Origin of the sequence: Clostridium sp. AF28-12 (assembly GCF_003435225.1) — a bacterium.
Classification (GTDB): domain Bacteria; phylum Bacillota; class Clostridia; order Lachnospirales; family Lachnospiraceae; genus Pilosibacter; species Pilosibacter fragilis.
In genome coordinates, this window is record NZ_QWGJ01000001.1 from 376,183 (window position 1) to 396,689 (window position 20,507).

Below are 20,507 nucleotides of genomic sequence, written 5' to 3' on the forward strand. Positions count from 1 at the left end.
ATACCTGTGCGATAACGGTACTACTGTGAAAAATCTCGACAAATGGCTGATTTTTTTGAATTCGCGGTAGTCCGGCACAGTGGAAAGGTTTTACCCGGCTATATTTTCAAACGAAAATCTGAATTTACAATTTACATAGATTATACAAAGTAGTTACCGAACCATGGTTTTTGGTTTCGGGGATTCGTGATAAAAATAATACTGTACAGAGAAAGAAAAAACGTAACTATTCAGTACCTTCATAGTTACGTGCAAAAATCCATTCCAGATCAGCTTCGCTGATGGGATTTTTGCCTTCCAGCCTATGTTTTCTTACGGTCAGCGCAGCAAGTGCGCAGACCTACTGAACAGTTACGAAAAAACAAAAACAAAGACCTTTGAGGAGGAGAAAAGAATTATGAAAACAAGAAAAGTAATGGCACTTGCAGGTGCAGGAGTATTAGCAGTCAGCATGATGACAGGATGCGGAAGCAGCAGTAGTACAGCATCCACGACAGCAGCAGCGACAACAACTGCGGCAGCAGCAGAGACAGCAAAAGAAGCAGCGACAACAGCAGCAGAGAAAAAAGCAGATCTTACAGGATCGATCACAGCGGCAGGTTCTTCCGCATTAAAACCGCTGGTTGACGATGCAGCAGACATGTTTATCGAGAAATACCCGGACGTTTCCATCACGATCGACGCAGGAGGATCCGGAGAGGGCTTAAAGCAGGTTTCCGAGGGAACCGTAAATATCGGTAACTCCGATGTTGAGGCCTCCGCAAAGCTTGACGAGACACAGGCAAAAGAGCTTGTTGATCATCAGGTATGCGTAGTCACAATGGCTCCGATCGTAAACAACGATGTAAAAGAAGGCGGCGTTGAGGATCTTACAAAACAGCAGCTCATCGACATCTTCACAGGAAAGACAACAAACTGGAAAGAGGTTGGCGGACCGGATGAGAGCATTGTCCTTGTAACAAGACCGACATCTTCCGGTACAAGAGCAACCTTCCAGAAATACGCTCTCGACGGAAACGAGGAAGCTTCCAACACTTCCATGGAAACAGATGATTCCGGTGTTCTTCTTCAGAATGTAAAAGATACAAAGGGTGCGATCGGATATGTAGCACTTTCCTATCTGACAGGTGATGCGGGAGTTGCAACTGTAGCGATCGATGGCGCAGAGCCGACACTTGAAAATACATACGCTGGAAAATATCCGGTATGGACATTTGAGCATATGTATACAAAGGGTGAGCCGGACGAGGTAACAAAAACATTCCTTGACTATATCATGTCCGATGAGTACGGAGCAAAGATGGAATCCTTAGGATACGGCGTATCTTCCAAGATGACAAATACTGAGCATTAATTGAGACAAAACTTAAGACCGGGCAGTGAGCCATGATCCGACCGGATGAAAGAAAAAAGAGGACATGGACAAGAGAGCTGCGAAACAGGGGCGGGGCAGACGAATCTGGCCCGCCCCGATATGATTTATGATAGAATTTGCTTCGAATATCGGAAGCAGGAGGACTTATGAAGAATGGTAAAGAAAAAAGCATGTTCGTCAGAGAATATCTGTGGCGGGATCTGATGACCGTCTGTGGACTGTGCGTAATTCTTCTGACGATCGTGATCGGCGCGTTCCTTGTATACAAGGGATCATCCACATTCCTGGTTTACAGACATTCCTTCCTGGAATTCTTAGGATCTGCAGACTGGGCACCGGAAGATAATATGGCAGGCGGCGGCAGCATCGGTGCGCTGATCTTCATCGCTGGGTCGCTCTGCACCTGCGGCCTGGCACTTCTTATCGCGACTCCGTTTTCCCTGGGATCAGCGATCTTCATCACGGAGATCTCCCCGAAGTTCGGAGAGAAATTCTACCGCCCGGTAGTCGAGATCTTTGCCGGAATCCCATCGGTTGTCTACGGATGGGTGGGACTCACAGTGCTTGTACCGGCGATCAAGACCGTGTTTGACCGTCAGGTGGGACATTCTATCCTGGCAGCGGGGCTGGTCCTCGCGGTCATGATCTTCCCGACGATCACAAGTGTTGCGGCGGATGCCCTTCACTCCGTACCGAAGGAATGCAGAATGGCAGCGTACGGACTTGGCTCCACCCGCTGGCAGACCATATACCGGATCGTAGTTCCGGCGGCAGCGCCTGGAATCATTTCCGGCGTGATCTTAGGTCTCGCGAGAGCCTTCGGTGAGGCCCTGGCGGTTGCCATGGTCATCGGTCAGACAACAGCGCTTCCCACAAGCATTTTTTCAACGACAAAGACTCTGACCACCGAGATCGCGGCCCAGATGGGCAACGCCATGGAGGGCGGCGAGATGAAATCCGCACTCTGGACCATGGCACTACTGTTATTCGCAATCTCCCTGTTCTTCATCTTCCTGATCCATCATGTGACAGCGGTGAAGCCGGAGAAAGAAGAAAAAACAAGCACTTCCGTGAAAATAAGCACGACCGCGGTGCCGGTAAAGCAGTTCGCAGCAAAGGGGGAAAATTAGACCATGGAAAGTAAGATCAGACGTTCACGCGATGTGGACCGTGTTATGACAGTCATTTTCTACCTGGTTGCGATCTTCTTCTTCGCTCTTCTGATCGGCTTTGCGGGTAAGGTCATCATCGGCGGTCTCATGGGGGCAAAGCCGGAGATGTTCCGCTTCGCGAGAAAAGGAAGCATCGGAAACCAGTTGTTCAACACGATCTATCTCGTATTTATCTCCCTGCTGGTATCCATCCCCCTCGGTGTCTGCGCCGGAATTTATCTGGCCATGTATGCGAAACAGGGAAAAATGACAAAGTTTCTGAGAATGTGTATCGAGACACTTTCTTCCCTTCCGTCCATCGTTGTGGGCCTGTTCGGATACCTGGTATTCCTCGTATTCTTCGGAATGGGAAAGAGCCTGATGGCGGGTGCCCTCTCCGTATCGATCCTGACACTTCCGCTTATCACGACGACCACCGAGGATGCCATCAAGGGACTCCCGGCGGGATATTTTCAGGCGAGTTTAGGTCTTGGAGCGACAAAATGGCAGTCCATCTTCCATGTACTTCTCCCGGCATGTCTCCCGCGCATCATGACAGGCGTCATCCTGGCGGCAGGACGTGGATTCGGTGAGGCGGCGGCGCTCCTCTACACCACAGGATCCGGAAGCGACCTGCGCTGGGGCAACTGGAACCTGGCAGCCCCGACCTGCCCGTTCAACCCGTTCCGCCCGGCAGAGACATTGTCGATCCAGATCTGGAACCTTCAGGTAAACGGTCAGGACAAGGCACTGGCAAACACCGCCTCCGCGGTCCTTATGATCCTGGTCCTGGCATTCAGCATTGGCGCGAACGTGTGGAGCCATCACCTGAAGAAAAAGAGCTCCGGCGAGGCAGCGTAAGAAACATTCGGAAAAGGACCTCAATGACAGATTCTTGAGGGAGAAGTAATGAAACTCTGAGGATGGCATATGAGAGCTTTAGAGAGGAAAACAAGAGTGAAAATAAAGCAGAAATTGAGACGCACTTAAATAAGGGGACATAATTCCCCCATTTGAAAAACTATAGAATAGAGATTAGTAATCGTTGCGTTTTACTAACTGAGAACTATCGTACCCAAGAGATTCAAGGTAAGCGAAAACATTGTTTTCATTTAATACAACTCTCTCTACATGATTTTGAGGGTCCATCAATTCCTCGTAATCCGTAGGAGAGAAAGGTTTCTTTTCGGAAACCATGTGGTAGATGCAGACCATCATCATTCGTGCAATGGCAATAATGGCTTTTTTATGACCACGACGTTTCTTGATTCGCCCATATTTGATTGCAAAGTAAGGTTCCTTTTTGTTTTTGATCGCTGCAAGAGCACACTGAACCATCATAGGTTTCAAATAGGCACCAGCTTTTGCAATACGGACGGATTTTTTCTTGCCGGCAGATTCGTTGTTAGCCGGTGAAAGCCCACACCAGGAGCAGAGATGTTTCACATCGTCAAAGATATCCATGTTGATACCGATTTCTGCCAGTATAATCGTGGAGCTGAGTTCGGTCATGCCAGGCATAGAGGAAACAAATTCAACAAACTCATAATAAGGCTTGATACGAACATAAAGTTCCACTTCTGTTTGGGTAATCATATCATCAAGATAATCCAAATGGGCACGAGCCAATTCGAGTTTTTTAGCCTGATCCGTTTCGATATTGTAACCTTTGATAGCTTCAATGATTTCATCGGATTTTGCTTTTGCTCCTTTTTTGATGAGCTTACGGACTGCTTTTTCGTCCATAGATTCTGAGGTGTGTTCCAGCAAATAAGACATAATCTCAGTGGCTGTTTTACCAAAAGGGTCGGAGAGAATGCTTGCAATGCCGATATTGGAAACGGTCATACAGTTTTGGATTCTGTTTTTCTCAGAAGATTTCATACACACCAGTTTGAAGCGGTATCTTGCGAGTTCTCTAAGCTGGCGAAAATCCTTCGGAGGAATAAAGGAGCATCTGACCAAATCGAATTTATAAAGGTCAGCGATCCATTTGGAATCCTTTTTATCAGTCTTCTTGCCTTTGATGGCTTTGACGTATTTAGGGTGTGTAAGACACACCTCAATGTCGTTTTCGAGATAATTAAAAATAGGAATCCAATACTTTCCAGTGGATTCCATACAAACGTGATAACAATTATTCTCAATAAGCCAGTCGTGAAACTTTTGAATATCTGAGTTGATGGTAGAAAAAGATTTTTGAAGGTATTCAGATATTCCTTGTGAGTTAGTAGTTACGATAGTTGCAACGATAACATTTTTGTGGACATCAAGCCCACAGCAGATGGAGTATTTTAACTTCATCATAGGTATATCACCACCTTAAATAAAAAAGGAATAGCAACATTGACTGTCATCCTGCGACTAAATAAACATGGTTTATTACCAATGATAAGAGTCCGGGCTCAAAGTCCCACTTGTTTGTGCTTGTAAGGATGACGGCACATATATATATGCGGGGTCGAAAAAAAATCGCCACTCCTCCTCCCGTGCTCTGTAGTGTATTGCTATTCCATATAAGAATTATAATTCAAAAAGTGGAGGGGCACAACATTTTTCATAACTTGTTTGTGCCTTGAGCGAAGCGAAAGGAATGAAGAAATATATGACTGATATGAAACCGAAATTTGATATCGAAAAGCTGAATCTGCATTACGGCTTGTTCCATGCGCTTAAGGACATCAACATGCAGATCAGCGCCCATGAGATCACCGCGTTCATCGGACCGTCCGGCTGCGGAAAATCTACATTTTTAAAGACATTGAACAGGATGAACGATCTTGTGGAGAATGTAAAGATCGACGGAAAAGTGGAGCTTGACGGACAGAACATCTTTAAGGATATGGACGCCATCACACTGCGCCACAAGGTCGGCATGGTATTCCAGCAGCCGAACCCGTTCCCGAAGAGCATCTACGACAACATCGCTTACGGCCCGAGGATCTTCGGAATCACGAAAAAGGCAGATCTCGACGAGATCGTTGAGAGAAGCCTGCGTCAGGCAGCGATCTGGGATGAGCTTAAGGACCGCTTAAATAAAAGCGCCCTGGGACTTTCCGGCGGACAGCAGCAGAGACTCTGCATTGCGAGAACCCTGGCGGTGGAGCCGGAGGTGATCTTGATGGATGAGCCGACCTCCGCCCTGGACCCGATCTCCACATCGAAGATCGAGGATCTGGCGATGGAATTGAAGGATAAATACACCATCGTGATCGTCACCCACAACATGCAGCAGGCGGCGCGTATCTCTGACAAGACAGCGTTCTTTCTGTTAGGTGAGGTCGTCGAGTACAATAATACAGGTGATCTGTTTGCGAACCCGAGGGACGAACGGACAGAAAGCTACATCACAGGGAGGTTTGGCTGATTATGAGAGATGCGTTTTTAAAGCAGTTGGAAGAGCTGCATAAGATGCTGGCGGAGATGGGACTGCTCTGCGAGAAAATGATCGACGGGACTTACGAGGCATTGACGAACATGGACCGGGAGCAGGCGGCGAAGATCCTGCAGGACGATGCGAACGTGGACTTAAAGGAGAGAGATATCGAGAGCAAGTGCCTGAAGCTTCTCTTAGAGCAGCAGCCGGTGGCGAGTGACTTAAGAAAGATCTCTTCCGCATTAAAAATGATCACAGACCTGGAGCGCATCGGTGACCAGGCGGGCGATATCGCGGAGATCATCAAGACCGCAGACCTTCTTGAGCCGGTAAAGGCGACAGGACTCGGCGAGATGGCAAAAGCCGTTGCGTCCATGGTCCGCGAGAGCATCGAGAGCTTCGCAAACGAGGATCTCAGGAAGACAAAGGAAGTCATCGCCTACGATGACGTGATCGACGATATGTTCTCCCAGGTAAAGAAAGAACTGGCAGACGGCATCTTAAACGGCGGGGCAACCCAGGAACAGATCCTGGACATCCTCATGATCGCCAAATACTACGAGCGCATCGGCGACCACGCCACAAATATCGCGGAGTGGGCAGAGTATGCGATCACTGGGGTGCATAGGAACAGTGAGCTGGAAGATCATCTGTAAAAAGAGAAAAATTCTGAAACTGGAATTAAAACTGAAAAATTGGTAAAAACGATCCGAAATGGAAATAAAAAAGTGGAGAACCTGATCTGCAGGTTCTCCCTTCTTGTTTTAAGAGCAATAACGTTACTGTACACGGGTAGGAATTTTCTGAACTGAAAATTCCGTACGATACACTTCTGGTAGCAGATTTTGCCGATTTGGAATGCGAAGCATCGGCAAAATCACGTTACTGTACACGCATGCGTGTACAGTAACGCAATAACTGTGGATTTTGCCAGACAGCGAACATCTGCTTGCATAAGTATCCAAAATATGCTAAGATTCTTGCGTACACATGTTTTTCTGGGACGCACATATGGTAACGTGCCAGAGCAATCGATGAAACGTATGATTTCGGTAATAAAAAAGAAATTTTTAGCTTGCGAGGTCTGATATATGGAGAAAAAAAACAAATATTATGTGGTACGTGACAAAGCGCTGCCGGAAGTCCTTCAAAAAGTCGTTGAGGTGAAACGTCTGCTTGAGGCGGACAAAAAACTGACAGTGCAGGAGGCGGCAGAGCAGGTGGGATTAAGCCGCAGTTCCTTCTATAAATATAAGGATGATATTCTTCCGTTTTCCGATAACACGAGAGGAAAGACCGTGACTCTTGTGATCCAGATGATGGATGAACCGGGGCTTCTGTCTGACCTGCTCCACATCGTTGCGGATTACCGCGCGAACATCCTTACGATCCACCAGACGATCCCGGTAAACGGATCCGCGACGGTAACGCTCAGCGTGGAAGTCCTCTCCGACACGGGAAATGTTGCCGGTATGGTTGAGGAGATCGAGCACTTAAAAGGCGTACAGAATGTGAAAATTTTAGGAGTGGAGAAATAGACGGATGAAAGCGGCGATTATGGGATACGGAACCATCGGTTCCGGCGTGTATGAGGTTCTTGATAAGAACTGCAAAAGCGTAGAAAAAAAAGCTGGAGAGCCGATCGAAGTAAAATATATCCTGGATCTCAGGGAGTTTCCGGGAAGCCCGGTGGAGAAGCTTGTGATCCACGATGTGGAACAGATCATAAATGACCCGGAGATCGGGATCGTTGTGGAGACCATGGGCGGGACAAAACCGGCCTACGAGTTTGTAAAGCGCTGCCTGCTCGCGGGAAAGCATGTGGTGACTTCCAATAAGGCACTGGTTGCGGCCCATGGGACAGAACTGATCCGGATCGCTACGGAAAAGAACATCAGCTTCTTGTTTGAGGCGAGTGTCGGCGGCGGTATTCCGATCATCCGCCCGCTTGTGGAGTGTCTCGGCGGTGAGGAGATCCTGGAGATCTCCGGTATCTTAAACGGAACCACAAACTACATCCTCACAAAGATGAATGAGGAGGGATGGAGCTTCGAGGAGGCGTTAAGGCGCGCCCAGGAATTGGGCTACGCGGAGCGCAACCCGGAGACGGATATTGAGGGATATGATACCTGCAGAAAGATCGCGATCCTGACCGCGGTGGCGACAGGAAAAGAAGTGAACTACGAGGAGATCCCGACCCAGGGAATCACAAAGATCACCTTCATGGATTCCAGTTATGCGGCACATATGGGGGCGGCGATCAAGCTCCTCGGAACCAGCGTGAATAAAGACGGAAAGATCTATCTGGAGGTTTCACCGGTCCTTGTGGACGCGAAAGACCCGCTGTACGCGGTGACAGATGTATTTAACGGAATCCTTGTTGTGGGAAATATGCTGGGGGCGTCCATGTTCTATGGAAGCGGAGCAGGAAAACTGCCGACCGCCAGTGCCGTTGTCGGGGATATGATCTCCGCAGTCCGTTTCGGCGATGAGCCGGAGAAGATCGGCTGGAGCAGCGAGAAGCTTGAGGTACATCCGGCGGCTGAGCTTTCCAGAAAGTACTTTGCACGGTTTGAGGGTTCTGAGAGAGCAAAGAAAGAGGCCGTTGCGGCAGCTTTCGGTGACGTGAAATTTGTGACACTGGAAGGAACAGATGAGTTCGCGGTTCTGACCGGTGAGATGACAGGGGGAGAGTTCGACTCGGCAGCAGCAAAGGTCGGTGGACTGCGCCAGAAGATCGCAGCCAGATTATGATCCCGACATGGTTCCGGATGCCATGCCTGTTTCAGATGATGACCGGGCTTTACTGTCCGGGATGCGGGGGAACGAGAGCCGTCCGGGCACTCCTTTCAGGGCATCCGGTACTAAGCTTTCTGTACCATCCGGTGGTGCCGTATATGGCATCGGTAGCTGTGTGGGCTGCGGCTTCCTGGATCCTGTATTTTGCCACGGGAAACAGGAGATTCCGACCGGAGTTGGATGACCGGATCGCTTACGCAGCGGCGGGGATCGTGATCTTAAATTTTATCATAAAAAACGGACTTCTGGTGTTCGCCGGGATCGATGTGATCGGGCGGCTGCCGGGGGTGTGAGAATAGGGAGAAGACCTGGAGCGGGTACCGAAAGTGGTATCTGTTCTGGGTCTTTTTTGTTTCATGCCACAATTTTGCCGCAGATATGCCCTGTTTTGTGTGACATCCTTCACAGTTTGAACACAGGTCGAACACAGAGGAATCACAAGTTTCTGATAGAGTTTATTGCAGAAACGTAATAAACAGTAAGAAAAATGCAAGGAACCAGGAGTATATGTACTTTAAAAGTACAAAGATCCCGTGATGACGAGTGTACGCAGCAGTCAATGGAAATCAGGCAATGGATCTGGAAAGAGATGACCTGCAGGGGGCTGATGATCTGGCGGTCAAGGCGGATGAAAGGAGAACGGAAATGAGAAGAGGAAAGATAATAGCGGTCAGTCTGACGGTTTGTGCGGTGGGGGCCGGAATGACGGTGAACGCTTACGCGGCCAGCACCACATTTGAAATGAGGAAGAAAGCGGTGAGCCTGCTTGGAATTATAACGACGAGTAATTACCAGGCGAATGTGACGAGAGGTGAATTTGCGGAACTCCTCGTAAAGGCATCGGACTACAAGGAGGCGGCAAACGCGGCGGGAACCGTATCTGTATTCGCGGATGTCTCCTCAAAATCCCAGTATTCTGCGGCGATCCGCACGGCGGCGACGAACTCCTGGATGTCCGGTTATCTCGGCGGAAACTTTAAGCCGGACGAGGGAGTTACGATGCGGGATGCCATCAAGGCAGTCCTGGGAGTCTTAGGATACACAAACGAGGATTTCTCCGGAAGTCTTCAGGAGAGCCGCCTTGCGAAGTTCAAGTCCCTGTCCCTGGATTCTGGGATCTATCGTGATCTTGACGAGGTCCTCACGAGGGAAGACTGCATCAACCTGTTCTATAACCTGATGAAGGCGAAGACAAAAGAAGGAAACCAGTATGGCAGCAAGGTATTTGACCTGACCTACAATTCCGACGGCGAGATCAACACATCCTCGATCCTGGATAACAGTTTAAAGGGACCGAAGATCTTAGACAATGACAGCCGGAACTTAAAGAGTCTTGTTCCGTTTTCCATGAAAGACGCTACCATGTTTTTAAACGGCGAGATGTCCGATGAGAGCGAGATCAACGATTACGCCACCGTGATCTATTACCACGAGGAGACAAAGATGATCTTCGCCTATTCCAACGGCGGCGAGAACAAAGGCGCCACGGAGGGCCGGATCAAGGCAATCTACTACGATTCCAGCGACCCGTTCACACCGGTGAAGGTGGTCTTAAACACCGATTACCAGGACAACGGCGGTGAGGGCGATGAGTTCCAGATCAGCGGGTCGGAGCTCCAGTATCTGTTCTCCGTCTACGGAGAGTTTGAGGTGGGTGACAAGATCGCAATCGTGTGGGAGAAGAGCGGAAGCGACGAAAATGCGACTTATACGGTTGTAGATGTTGTTGGAGATTATTGATTAGTTACGAATATACATATAATACATGAAATAGAAATACCGCAGAAGGAATGCGGGTGAGAAAATTAAGGCAAGGAAATTCAGATCTGGAACATAGTTAAGAGAAGCGGAAGATTTCAATAGACAGGAAAGGAACGAGTATGGAGAACGAAAAGGTGGACGTAGAGAAAAAGCGGAAAAAACGGAAAGGAAAAAGCGGAAGGATCGTGATCGTGCTTATAGTGGTTCTGGCAGCGCTGCTTGGCGGATTTTTCCTCTATAAGAAAAAAACCTCGAGCCAGAAAAGTCAGGGTGACCAGTCCGTGTCAACGGCGACAGTGAAGCGGACGGACATCAGTTCAGAGCTCACGGCGTCCAGCTCCCTGTCACCGAAGGACACCTACGAGGTGACATCCCTGGTGGAAGGCGAGGTCATCGAGGCGAACTTTGAGGAGGGCGACGTGGTGGAAAAAGGCCAGATCCTCTACCGGATCGACGCGTCTTCCATGGACTCTGACCTGAGCTCCGCAGAGACAAGTCTCCAGCGCGCGAAGGAGAGTGCCCAGACGGCACAGTCCGATTACGCCGAGGAGATAGCGCGGATCGCCGGAAATACATACCGCTCCACAGCGTCCGGATATATCAAGACTCTCTATATCAAAGAGGGCGATAAGGTAAATAATGGAACGAAGATCGCGGATCTCTATGATGACTCCGTTATGAAGATCACAGTCCCGTTCCTCTCAGGCGAGGCGGCGGAGATCAACGTAGGTGACGAGGCGGCAGTGACTTTGGAGGACACCGGCGAGCAGATCTCCGGAACCGTCACGGTTGTCAGCAGCATGGAGGAAACACTTTCCGGCGGACGCCTCGTGAAGAACGTGACGGTCGAGGTATCAAATCCAGGCGGACTCACGACAGACACCGCGGCATCCGTGACCGTTGACGGATTTGTGTGCAGTGCCGAGGGAACATTCACGGCGAAGACGGAGACGACCCTGAGCGTGGAAATCTCCGGAAACAAGAGCCTTGAGATCGAGAACCTTCTGATTCATGAAGGTTCTTATGTGGAGAAAAACTCCGAGTTGTTCCAGGTGACCGCGAAGACGGCGGAAGAGTACTTAAAGGAATTCAAGGACGCGGTGGAGAGCGCAGATGACAGTCTGGAAAACGCGGAGAACAAACTGAGCAATACCCAGGACAGCGTGGATGACTACACGATCACAGCGCCGATCTCGGGGACAGTGATCACGAAAAACGCGAAGGTTGGGGATAAGATCTCCAAGAGTTCCAGCGGAACGACCACCATGGCGGTGATCTACGACCTGTCCACCATGACACTGGAGATGTCCGTGGATGAACTCGATGTCTCAAGCATCAAGGTCGGACAATCTGTGGAGATTATGGCAGACGCGGTGGAAGGTGAGACATTCACAGGAACCGTCACAAATGTGAGTCTGCAGAGCAGCTACTCCAACGGTGTCACAAACTATCCGGTGACAGTGACTCTGGACGATACGGGAAGTCTTCTTCCGGGCATGAACGTGGATGCGAAGATCATTCTCGACAGTTCTGAGAATGCGCTGGTGATCCCGGCCAGCGCGCTGATGCGTGGAAACAGAGTGTATGTGAAGAAGAGTTCCGGCTCCGGAAAATCCGGCAGCAGCAACGTCCCGGACGGCTTCGAGGCGGTCCAGGTGACAACTGGAATCATCAACGACGATTATGTGGAGATCCTTTCCGGTCTCTCTGAGGGGGACGAGGTCTACATTTCCTCCGATTCCGGAAGCTCGACGCAGACCAATCAGATGCAGATGGGCGGCATGGGCGGTCCTGGCGGTGATATGGGCGGAGGCGCACCGGGCGGTCCTGGCGGAAACGGAGGTCCTGGCGGCAGCAACGGTGGCAGCGGACGAAGATCCCAGTAGTGTATAGGAGATAAATTGTATGGAAAAGACTGAATTCTCAATACAAATAGATACCGCAGAAGAGCCGATGAAACAGGAAGAGGCAGTTTCAAAAGTTCATGAGAAGTTGGAAAAGCAGGAACCTCTGATAGAGCTGCGCAATATCTACAAGATCTACTACATGGGCGACGAGGAAGTCCACGCCAACGACGGCATCAGCCTTTCCATCAACAAAGGCGAGTTCGTCGCCATCGTCGGCAAATCCGGAAGCGGAAAATCAACCCTGATGAACATCATCGGAGCCCTGGATGTCCCGACGGAGGGCGAATATTTCCTCGGCGGCGAGGACGTGGCGGATATGTCCGACAACGAGCTGGCGGAGATCAGAAACCGCATGATCGGCTTTATCTTCCAGCAGTATAACCTGCTTCCAAAGTTAAATCTCTTAGAGAACGTGGAACTCCCGCTCCTTTACGCCGGTTACGACAAGAAAGAACGGCGGGAGCGGGCCATGAATTCCTTAAAAAAGGTCGGTCTCGACGAAAAATGGAAGAATCTTCCGAACCAGCTTTCCGGCGGCCAGCAGCAGCGAGTCTCCATCGCGCGGGCTCTCGCAGGGGACCCGTCCCTGATCCTGGCGGATGAGCCCACGGGTAGTGTTCAATTAGTACAACACTACCCAAAAACAACACCCGTGATATTCTGGTCATTGTCAATCCTTATTTCTTTAATGACCGAACGCCAAAGCGTGCGTTTTTCTTCACGGGTCAAAGTATCGTAAATGGTTCTAAAGCTATTATCAAGAAGCCTGCGCACAGCTGCAAAGTCTGGCGGTGCTTCCTGCGCTGGTTCCGGTATCTGGTTTAGTGCAGAAACATATATTTGATAGTCCTTTTTATAGTCTTCAATGTCGATAAGGTCATTCACATATAATTCTTTTAATTTAGTCAGCTTCCGTTTCAATGCGGCTTTGTCAGTCCGGGCAACGGACGCTTTCTTTTTGGCTGCTTCCACGTCCCATTCAAGCTGGCAGCGTTCCAGTTCTTCCCCTAAGTGTTCAAACAACCATTGTTCCACGACGTCTTCACGGGCTGAATGGTTATGAGAGCAGCGCCCACGCTGGAAATGCTGGTTGCAGCGGTAATAAAAATAATCACTGGATTTGTAGCCAACAAGTTTGTGCCCACATTCAGCACAAGTCAGAATGGAAGTGAAAATATAAACCTTGCCAGATGGAGCAGAACGCACGTTGCGTGTCAGAAGTGCTTGCACACGGTCAAACTGCTGTCTGTCTATGATTGCCGGGCAGAACTGGTCATTATATCTGCCGCCCCGGTCATACACGCCAGTGTACAGCTTTTCTTTCAGCATACGCCGAAACGTGGCGTCACACCAGTTCACGCCGTATGTTTCCCGGACATAACGGACAGTAGCCCGCTGGGAAACTGTGTTTTCAAAATAATTAAAAGCGTCTTGCACAATGGCTGCGTCTTCCGGTACGACTTCCAGCCGCTTTTCTTCATTCACACGGAAGCCGAACGGAGCAGAGCCGGAAACAACGGTGCCGTGTGCAATCTTGCTGTCAAACACAACGTCTATTCTTTCACCGTCTATGTCGGCTTCATTCTGCGCAATGGACAGCTTCACATTGATATACAGACGCCCGTTTGCGGTTGTCGTGTCGTACTCTTCATCAGTGGTCTTCCAGTCGCAGTTGTGCGCCTGCAATATTTCCATAACTTTGTAATAATCAGCAACGGAACGAAACCAGCGGTCAAGGCGGGCAAAAAGCAAAATGTCCACTTCATCACGCTTCACGCTGTCCATCATGCGTTGAAATTCAGTTCTTTTGTGAATGTTCTTTCTGGCGGTTTTGGCAGCGTCAATGTAAATTCCAACAATGACCCAGCCACGTTCCCTTGCGTATGCTTCCAGTCGTTCTTGCTGGGCTTCCAGTGAAAGACCTTTTATTTTCTGTTCTTCACCAGAAACACGGATATATAAAGCAACCCGGACTAAATCCGGGGCAAGTTCTTTTTTATACACAATATCACCACATTTCTTGTCAATTTCCTTTAATTTCCCGTCCGCAGGTGGTAATATAATAAATGCAGACGGTATGTTGTATCTGGTATGATATATCTTTGCACCGCACCCGGAGTGTTCCCAGCACTGCGGGTGTTTTTATATTAGACATTCAAAATATCGTTGGTAAAGGTTGCTATTTTATTGCTTACAAAAGAAGAATATTCTTCTAAATCCTGCTTAGGGCTATCACCTTGCAAAATAACAAATTCTGACAAAGCGACAATCTGGTTTTGTACATCAATCAAGGCTTCACCGTAGTATGAAATATCTGGACCAAAACTGACGGAAGAAACCTGCTTATAATGCCACGCTGCACGCTCCTTCAAATCAACCAGAACAGGAACGGACGCTTTTTGCAGCTGAGAAACGGTCTTTGCGTCGGAGTGTACCAGCTGTCCCCAACGTGTCAGCTGTTCTTCCGTGATGTACCGTGGGTCTTCTGGGTGTCGCTTTATGTGTATGAAGCTATACAGACAGAAGACGCCGAACAGAGCAGCGACAACGGAAAAAATAACATGAGAAGAAGCAAAGAGGAACACGGCACCAGCCAGAGCAACGACGCCGAACACAACAAAGCTGGCGTCTGGTCTTTCCTGCAAAACAGCCGTGGTCTTTGGCAATTTCTCTTTTGACTGCACTGCTGCTTTATGAACCTTAGAAGAAACAGAAGCAGGCGTGACAACAGAGGAATTGACGACGGCAGCAGTGGACGAAGCACGGTTGCTGGCTGCCTTTTTCTTTTTACTTTTCAAATTTTCAGTCTTGACATAAGAAACACCAGCAACGGGGGTTCCTATGCTGGTTGTGACCCTACCGCTACTATTTATACTTTTTCGATACCCTTTGACACCAGCACTGATACCGACACTTTTCTTGCCGATATTAAGACGGACGCCCGGGGCAATTTTTACACTTTTTCTAAAACGTAATCCCATACAAAACCACCTTTCTTACAAAATAAAATGCCAGTATTTGACAGTATTTTTCAGAGTGCCACACCTTTATAATTGAGAAGCGCCCAGCTTTTCCGCAAAAAGAAAGGTCGTGGGAGATAATGAGAAAAAAATACATATATCACCGCAGCAATAAAATATATGCAATATATTACAGCAGCAATAAAACAATGTATATCAATCTTAGCTTCACAGGTACGACACAACTAATAATATACAAATAAAGCGGGGCTGCTGGGCGTCCCCATTAAGGGGGGACTACCCAACGTCGCTTTTGCCGTCTTTTTCTACTGGCGGGAACTGCTTTTCTAATTCTTCCGGCGTGTCCGGTATGTCTTCATAGTCCGGCACGGCTTCTGCATTTGCAACATTAAGATATTTTTCAATCATAGCTTGCAGCGCTTCCCAGTCTTTTTCATCAAAAAGCGCAAAGGTCTTGAAAATGTTTTTTGCAAATTCATTTTCCCCGGTCATTACACGGTCAATCAAAGTGCCGTATTCAGCTTCTTTATTGTCCCACATATCACCAGTGCCATTCAGCAGCCATTCTTCACTTACGCCAAATTCACTACATATAAGTTTGTACAATGACATTTTCTGGTCTGGTCTGGCAAGTCGGTTCAATTCAATATTATTGATAGTGTCACGACTAACGCCAAGACGCTTTCCGAAAACTTCCATGCTCATTTTCAAATGCTTTTTTCGCAGTTCACGTATTCTTTCATAAATTTCCATTGAATAGATACCCCCTTTCTTTGCTTATCGTGATTTTAATATACAACACAAAAATCTGTTAGTCAACACAAAAAAGAAAAATAAATATAGAAAATGTGTTGACACACAGAAAATAAAATGATAATATCTGTATATCAACAGAAGTTGAGGAAAAGAAAATGTGTTGACAACACAAAGAACGGAGGTGGCAGCAGATGGCAGAGGTTGAGCGCACACGCAATGAAGTTATTTACAAAAGAGAAATCACGACAGACGAACCAAATGCACACGCTGAATTGATTTTGAAAGTGGACGGACTGCCGGAAGAAACATTGGACATTTTAAGAAAGAAATTCAACGCACTGGCAGAAATGGTGGAAAGAGAAGTGAGAGAAAAAACAAGATTGACTGCATAAAGTCAATCTGGCAGCAGGTCACTTTATAGCAGAGGACCACAACACAGAAAAGGAGGAAACGAGCATGGCAGCAGTTGCAATGGAAGATAAGAAAAAAGAAATGATTGAGAAGACCGCACAGCAGTTCCAGCAGTTGAATGAAGACAACAAAATGTTCATTCTGGGCTATATGCTGGGTATTCAGCAGGAAAGACAGAGAACCACACCACAGCCACAGACGGCATAGGAGGTGGCAGGAATGGAAGTGCAAGGAACATTCAATGCCCAGCGCTTCTTTGACACTTTGGCAATGATTATTTCACAGCGGGAGGGCGTAAAAGTCACCGTGACTGTGAAGCAGCCGGAGCCGGAAGAGAAAAAGCAGCAGTCAGCATAAGCGCTGGGCACAAACCAAAGGTTTTTCAAAAGTCAAAATGTGAATAGTAGCGCAAAGCTATTCAAAATAAATCATACCAGATACAAGGAGGAAAAGCGCAAATGAAAGAATTTGTGAAGAAAAAAGCGGTCATTGTCAAAGACAGACTGGGACTGCCAAACTACATGACCATGTTTTACATGGAGCCGGGAACGTACAAAGAAGAGGACGTGCCGGAAATGTTCAAGATTAGAAATAAGATTGTCCCGGCAATCCTTATTTCACAGTATCACAACACCGTGATTGATACGCTGGACGGTGGCGTTGCAGTATCACTGCCATTCCAGCAGCCAAAGCACACAATCAACATGAATGACGCAGCCAAAGCCTGCGCAAGAAAGGGTGACGGCTGGCACCTTATGACAAATGCAGAATTTGTCTACTTACTGCATGAAGCAGAAGAACTGGGGCACACAATAGGCGGCAACACCAATTATGGAGCAAATGCAGACAACCCGGACGAAAAGGGCGTGAATTACGACAGAGGACGCACACTGACCGGACTTGACCCGCTTACATGGTCACATGACGGAACCGCAGGCGGCGTGTTCGGACTTTGCGGCAATTTCTATGAATGGGTAACGGGCTTACGCCTGCACTACGGCGTTATTGAGTATACAAAGAACAATGACGCAGCAGTGGACGGCTACACGACAGAAGCCCCAGACTGGCAGGTTGCGACAGCAAACGGAAAGCCACTGCGATTATACGGAAACGACGGCGTGACACTTTCAACCAAAGAAGACGTTGAAGTGGCATGGGACGGCTGCCATATTAAGGACTTGCAGCTGGAAGAACTGGAAGAAATGCCAGAAATTGCGTACAAGCTGGGAATTGTACCGCATGACTGGAAGAACGAAACAGCCGGAATATGGGCAGACAACGAACTTGAAGAAGCCGTGCCTGTCCGGGGTTCGAGTTTCGACGACACTTCCTACGGTGGCGCTGGTGCGCTGGACTTGTACGGCGCCCGTTCTCTCGTCATCGGCAATGTTTCGTTCCGTTCCGCTTTGTTCTTGGAAAGCTGGGAACTGGTAACTGATTTACTGAAAGCGGGTGCGAAAGCACACGCAGGAGCGCAGAACGAATGAGCGCAGATAATTTCCCATACGTCGAGGGACAACCAGCGGAAATCTATTTTGACGGTAAATGGCACCGGGGCAAGATAATTGCCGGGTACAGATTTAGGGACGGAATAGTGACCGTACAGACGGAAGATGGGAAGAAAATCTGGTGCGGTGAGAGCCGCAAAGAGTTGTACAGAGCATTGTAAAAATGGCAAGCAAAAAGCCTTTGAAGCTGTGCCGGAAACACAAAATCAAAGGCTTTTCAAAAGTCAATATGTTAATAATTCAATACATGTTTATTATACCATATTGGCGGTTACAAGTCAAACATTTTAGGGCTGAAAAGTCCTTGAAAATAGCGGGTTTTATCCCTGCTAAACGGGCTTGTATGGGGTATTAACATTCCTACGAAATATATAAATTTATATATATGCTGGTATGGAGATAATAAGCAGGATTGATGGGGGATAGGAACCACCACTTCTGGTATACCCTTATACGCTAAAAAGGTATCAGACAGAAAAGGAAGTGCAGTGGTGTTTATCAGAGAGAAGAAGACAGACTGTGCCAATTATAGAGAAGTGGACATAATACCACGAACAGAAGCAGCAGAGCAGGCAACCAGAGGGAAGAGGGGCAGAAAGAGAAAGAGCAACGCCCCAAAGCAAAAAGACCTTAACGACAAGAACGCCAAACGCTATCTGGTACAGTTAGGCAATGGCAATTTCAGCATAGGGGACCTGCACACGTCCTGCACATACAGTGAAGAGAACCTGCCGGGCACAGTAGAAGAAGCAGAAAAGATAGTGACAAATTACCTGCGCCGCATAGCGTACCGCAGAAACAAACTGGGACTTGAACCACTTAAATACATACTGGTAACAGAATACAAGTACACAAAGGACGGTCAAAGCATTAAGCGTATACACCACCATATCATTATGAATGGTGGACTTGACCGTGACGACGTGGAAATGATGTGGACAAAAGACCGTATCAACTGGAAGAAGACCAGTGACCCGGAATACAGAGCAAGTATAAAGCAGCTGGGCTGGGTAAATGCAGACCGCCTGCAAATGAATGAAAACGGCATAGAGGGTCTTTGTAAATATATTGTCAAGGACCCACAGGGAAAGAAACGCTATTCCAGCAGCAGGAACCTTGACCGCCCGGAAGTAACCAGAGAGGACGGCGGGGAGAAGCAACAGCGTGACCAAAACCACTGGAAGTATAGCCGAAATCTGACAGCACCGGAAGAAAAGTGCAATGATTTTAAATACAGCAAACGCAAAGTGGAACAGCTGGCAAAGTCACCAGATGGAGGGCTGGAAGAGTTCAGAAAGATATACAGCAATTACAACATTGTATCTTGCGAACCCGTCTACTATGAGCAGACCGGGTGGCATATTTACTTGAAGATGTGGAAAAAGGAAAAGCCAAAGGGCAGAACAGGAGGAAAGAAGCGTGAGAGGAAGAACATCGCAGATACGCCGCATATTAAGGCGAAAGAGGATAAAAAGGGCAATTAAGGCATACGGCAATTACATTGCAGCAGGACTGCTGGCAGTGGTTGTGATTGTGTTTACAGTAGGGGCAGCAGTAAAGCCAGCTGCAAACAGCCTGCCGGAAAATACCAAAGAACCGGAACCGACACCGCCGACCACGGAAGCAGTGCAGCAGGAACCATACCCATTCAACCTTATGTCCCTTGACTGGTCCGGTGAGGAATTAGAGGGCTGGACAAGATATGAAGTGCCGGAGGACTACGCAGACAACGGCGGGTATTTACCGGAATGTATGCAGCAGTACACATACATAATCTGCAAGCAGTATGGCGTTGAATATACGCTGGTGCTGGCAATTATCGAGATAGAAAGCGGGTACAGATGGGACGCCAGCTGCAAAGAGGGGTCAACCGGATATATGCAGGTATTACCGAAGTGGCACAAAGAACGTATGCACAGACTGAATGTTGATAATGTGGAAAACCCATATTTCAACGTGCTTGTCGGTGTAGATTATCTGGCAGAACTGCAAGAGAGGTTCGACACAGAAGCAGAAGTGCTGACAGCCTACAACTACGGCGTTGCTGGTGCCTATGAACACGTATGGAACAAAGGATTGACAGAAACAGAGTATTCAAGAGAGGTGCAGCAGGCGAAAGAAAGAATTGAAAGAAGAATGAGGGGTGAATGGTGATGGAAAATGAAATCAGACTGGGCGACATTATGGACAAGCTGACGCCCAGTGACAGAGTGGTGATATATAACGCAGCCAGACAGGTTGTATACCGTGGATATGCTGCAAACGCAGCGCATGGAACATTGAACCCGCAGCGACGCATTAAGAAAATGGGGCTGGGTATGGAAACATACAGAGCCACGGAACAAATGTGGGACTGGGAGAAAACAGACAGCCTGCCGGAGCAGGTGCCAGTTGAACAATTCACACAATACCGGGTGGAAGACCTGCAACACATTCTGTATATCAGAATTGAATTGAAAAGCGAATTTGAACAGTGAGGGTC

At 48.2% G+C, this 20,507-nt stretch carries 23 protein-coding genes; 19 read left to right on the plus strand and 4 right to left on the minus strand.

The window, feature by feature from the left end; genetic code table 11:
- The first annotated feature begins 397 nt into the window (after positions 1-397).
- From DWY93_RS01655 to pstA, 3 genes are all read left to right on the plus strand, one after another.
- On the plus strand, positions 398-1,354 hold the full coding sequence (locus DWY93_RS01655; RefSeq protein ID WP_181968467.1) for a phosphate ABC transporter substrate-binding protein: 957 nt from the start codon (positions 398-400) through the stop codon (positions 1,352-1,354).
- 167 nt (positions 1,355-1,521) lie between these two features.
- Complete coding sequence (gene pstC, locus DWY93_RS01660) at positions 1,522-2,505, plus strand: phosphate ABC transporter permease subunit PstC (protein WP_117471652.1); 984 nt, start codon at positions 1,522-1,524, stop codon at positions 2,503-2,505.
- A gap of 3 nt (positions 2,506-2,508) precedes the next feature.
- Entirely contained in the window at positions 2,509-3,387 is an 879-nt protein-coding gene (pstA, locus tag DWY93_RS01665; RefSeq protein WP_117471653.1) for a phosphate ABC transporter permease PstA, read from the plus strand.
- A gap of 174 nt (positions 3,388-3,561) precedes the next feature.
- Here pstA and DWY93_RS01670 read toward each other — a convergent pair whose 3' ends face one another.
- Positions 3,562-4,833, minus strand: coding sequence for an IS110 family transposase (locus DWY93_RS01670; RefSeq protein WP_117471397.1), 1,272 nt, complete (start codon positions 4,831-4,833; stop codon positions 3,562-3,564).
- 298 nt (positions 4,834-5,131) lie between these two features.
- On the opposite strand from DWY93_RS01670, the gene pstB reads away from it, so the two are divergent.
- From pstB to DWY93_RS01710, 8 genes are all read left to right on the plus strand, one after another.
- Positions 5,132-5,893: a phosphate ABC transporter ATP-binding protein PstB gene (pstB, locus tag DWY93_RS01675; RefSeq protein WP_242990497.1), complete on the plus strand. Its 762-nt coding sequence runs from the start codon at positions 5,132-5,134 to the stop codon at positions 5,891-5,893.
- A 2-nt stretch (positions 5,894-5,895) separates the two neighbouring features.
- Entirely contained in the window at positions 5,896-6,558 is a 663-nt protein-coding gene (gene phoU / locus DWY93_RS01680; RefSeq protein WP_117471654.1) for a phosphate signaling complex protein PhoU, read from the plus strand.
- 435 nt (positions 6,559-6,993) lie between these two features.
- Positions 6,994-7,440 (plus strand): ACT domain-containing protein, encoded by a 447-nt coding sequence (locus DWY93_RS01685; RefSeq protein ID WP_117471655.1) that lies wholly within the window; start codon positions 6,994-6,996, stop codon positions 7,438-7,440.
- Between the two features lie 4 nt (positions 7,441-7,444).
- Positions 7,445-8,656 carry a homoserine dehydrogenase gene (locus DWY93_RS01690; protein WP_117471656.1) on the plus strand — a complete coding sequence of 404 codons (1,212 nt, stop codon included), beginning with the start codon at positions 7,445-7,447 and terminating at the stop codon, positions 8,654-8,656.
- Positions 8,653-8,994 (plus strand): DUF2752 domain-containing protein, encoded by a 342-nt coding sequence (locus DWY93_RS01695; RefSeq protein WP_117471657.1) that lies wholly within the window; start codon positions 8,653-8,655, stop codon positions 8,992-8,994. The genes DWY93_RS01690 and DWY93_RS01695 overlap by 4 nt, the downstream gene beginning before the upstream one ends.
- Before the next feature lie 280 nt (positions 8,995-9,274).
- Entirely contained in the window at positions 9,275-10,441 is a 1,167-nt protein-coding gene (locus DWY93_RS01700; RefSeq protein WP_117471658.1) for an S-layer homology domain-containing protein, read from the plus strand.
- Between the two features lie 140 nt (positions 10,442-10,581).
- A complete protein-coding gene (locus DWY93_RS01705; protein WP_117471659.1) occupies positions 10,582-12,348 on the plus strand; it encodes an HlyD family efflux transporter periplasmic adaptor subunit in 1,767 nt (588 codons plus the stop codon).
- Between the two features lie 67 nt (positions 12,349-12,415).
- The gene (locus DWY93_RS01710) at positions 12,416-13,108 is read left to right on the plus strand and encodes an ABC transporter ATP-binding protein (protein ID WP_242990500.1); all 693 of its coding nucleotides are present in this window, start codon (positions 12,416-12,418) and stop codon (positions 13,106-13,108) included.
- Here the strand turns inward: DWY93_RS01710 and DWY93_RS01715 are convergent.
- The 3 genes from DWY93_RS01715 to DWY93_RS01725 form a co-directional block, all read right to left on the minus strand.
- Positions 13,003-14,373 (minus strand): recombinase family protein, encoded by a 1,371-nt coding sequence (locus DWY93_RS01715; RefSeq protein WP_117471660.1) that lies wholly within the window; start codon positions 14,371-14,373, stop codon positions 13,003-13,005. The genes DWY93_RS01710 and DWY93_RS01715 overlap by 106 nt on opposite strands.
- A gap of 143 nt (positions 14,374-14,516) precedes the next feature.
- A complete protein-coding gene (locus tag DWY93_RS01720) occupies positions 14,517-15,350 on the minus strand; it encodes a DUF4236 domain-containing protein (RefSeq protein ID WP_117471661.1) in 834 nt (277 codons plus the stop codon).
- Between the two features lie 276 nt (positions 15,351-15,626).
- The gene (locus DWY93_RS01725; protein WP_117471662.1) at positions 15,627-16,103 is read right to left on the minus strand and encodes a helix-turn-helix transcriptional regulator; all 477 of its coding nucleotides are present in this window, start codon (positions 16,101-16,103) and stop codon (positions 15,627-15,629) included.
- A gap of 194 nt (positions 16,104-16,297) precedes the next feature.
- Between DWY93_RS01725 and DWY93_RS01730 the strand changes: the two genes are divergently transcribed.
- The 8 genes from DWY93_RS01730 (at position 16,298) to DWY93_RS01760 (ending at position 20,502) form a co-directional block, all read left to right on the plus strand.
- A complete protein-coding gene (locus DWY93_RS01730; RefSeq protein ID WP_117471663.1) occupies positions 16,298-16,498 on the plus strand; it encodes a hypothetical protein in 201 nt (66 codons plus the stop codon).
- A 64-nt stretch (positions 16,499-16,562) separates the two neighbouring features.
- Complete coding sequence (locus tag DWY93_RS17035; protein WP_181968468.1) at positions 16,563-16,724, plus strand: hypothetical protein; 162 nt, start codon at positions 16,563-16,565, stop codon at positions 16,722-16,724.
- A gap of 12 nt (positions 16,725-16,736) precedes the next feature.
- A complete protein-coding gene (locus DWY93_RS17040; RefSeq protein WP_181968469.1) occupies positions 16,737-16,874 on the plus strand; it encodes a hypothetical protein in 138 nt (45 codons plus the stop codon).
- Positions 16,875-16,975: 101 nt separating this feature from the next.
- The gene (locus DWY93_RS01735) at positions 16,976-18,004 is read left to right on the plus strand and encodes a hypothetical protein (protein ID WP_117471664.1); all 1,029 of its coding nucleotides are present in this window, start codon (positions 16,976-16,978) and stop codon (positions 18,002-18,004) included.
- Positions 18,001-18,186: a hypothetical protein gene (locus DWY93_RS01740; RefSeq protein WP_117471665.1), complete on the plus strand. Its 186-nt coding sequence runs from the start codon at positions 18,001-18,003 to the stop codon at positions 18,184-18,186. The genes DWY93_RS01735 and DWY93_RS01740 overlap by 4 nt, the downstream gene beginning before the upstream one ends.
- 330 nt (positions 18,187-18,516) lie before the next feature.
- Positions 18,517-19,509 carry a hypothetical protein gene (locus DWY93_RS01750; protein WP_207658689.1) on the plus strand — a complete coding sequence of 331 codons (993 nt, stop codon included), beginning with the start codon at positions 18,517-18,519 and terminating at the stop codon, positions 19,507-19,509.
- Entirely contained in the window at positions 19,445-20,179 is a 735-nt protein-coding gene (locus tag DWY93_RS01755; protein WP_147324179.1) for a transglycosylase SLT domain-containing protein, read from the plus strand. The genes DWY93_RS01750 and DWY93_RS01755 overlap by 65 nt, the downstream gene beginning before the upstream one ends.
- Positions 20,179-20,502 carry a hypothetical protein gene (locus DWY93_RS01760; RefSeq protein WP_147324180.1) on the plus strand — a complete coding sequence of 108 codons (324 nt, stop codon included), beginning with the start codon at positions 20,179-20,181 and terminating at the stop codon, positions 20,500-20,502. Before DWY93_RS01755 ends, DWY93_RS01760 begins: the two co-directional genes overlap by 1 nt.
- The last annotated feature ends 5 nt before the right edge of the window (positions 20,503-20,507 follow it).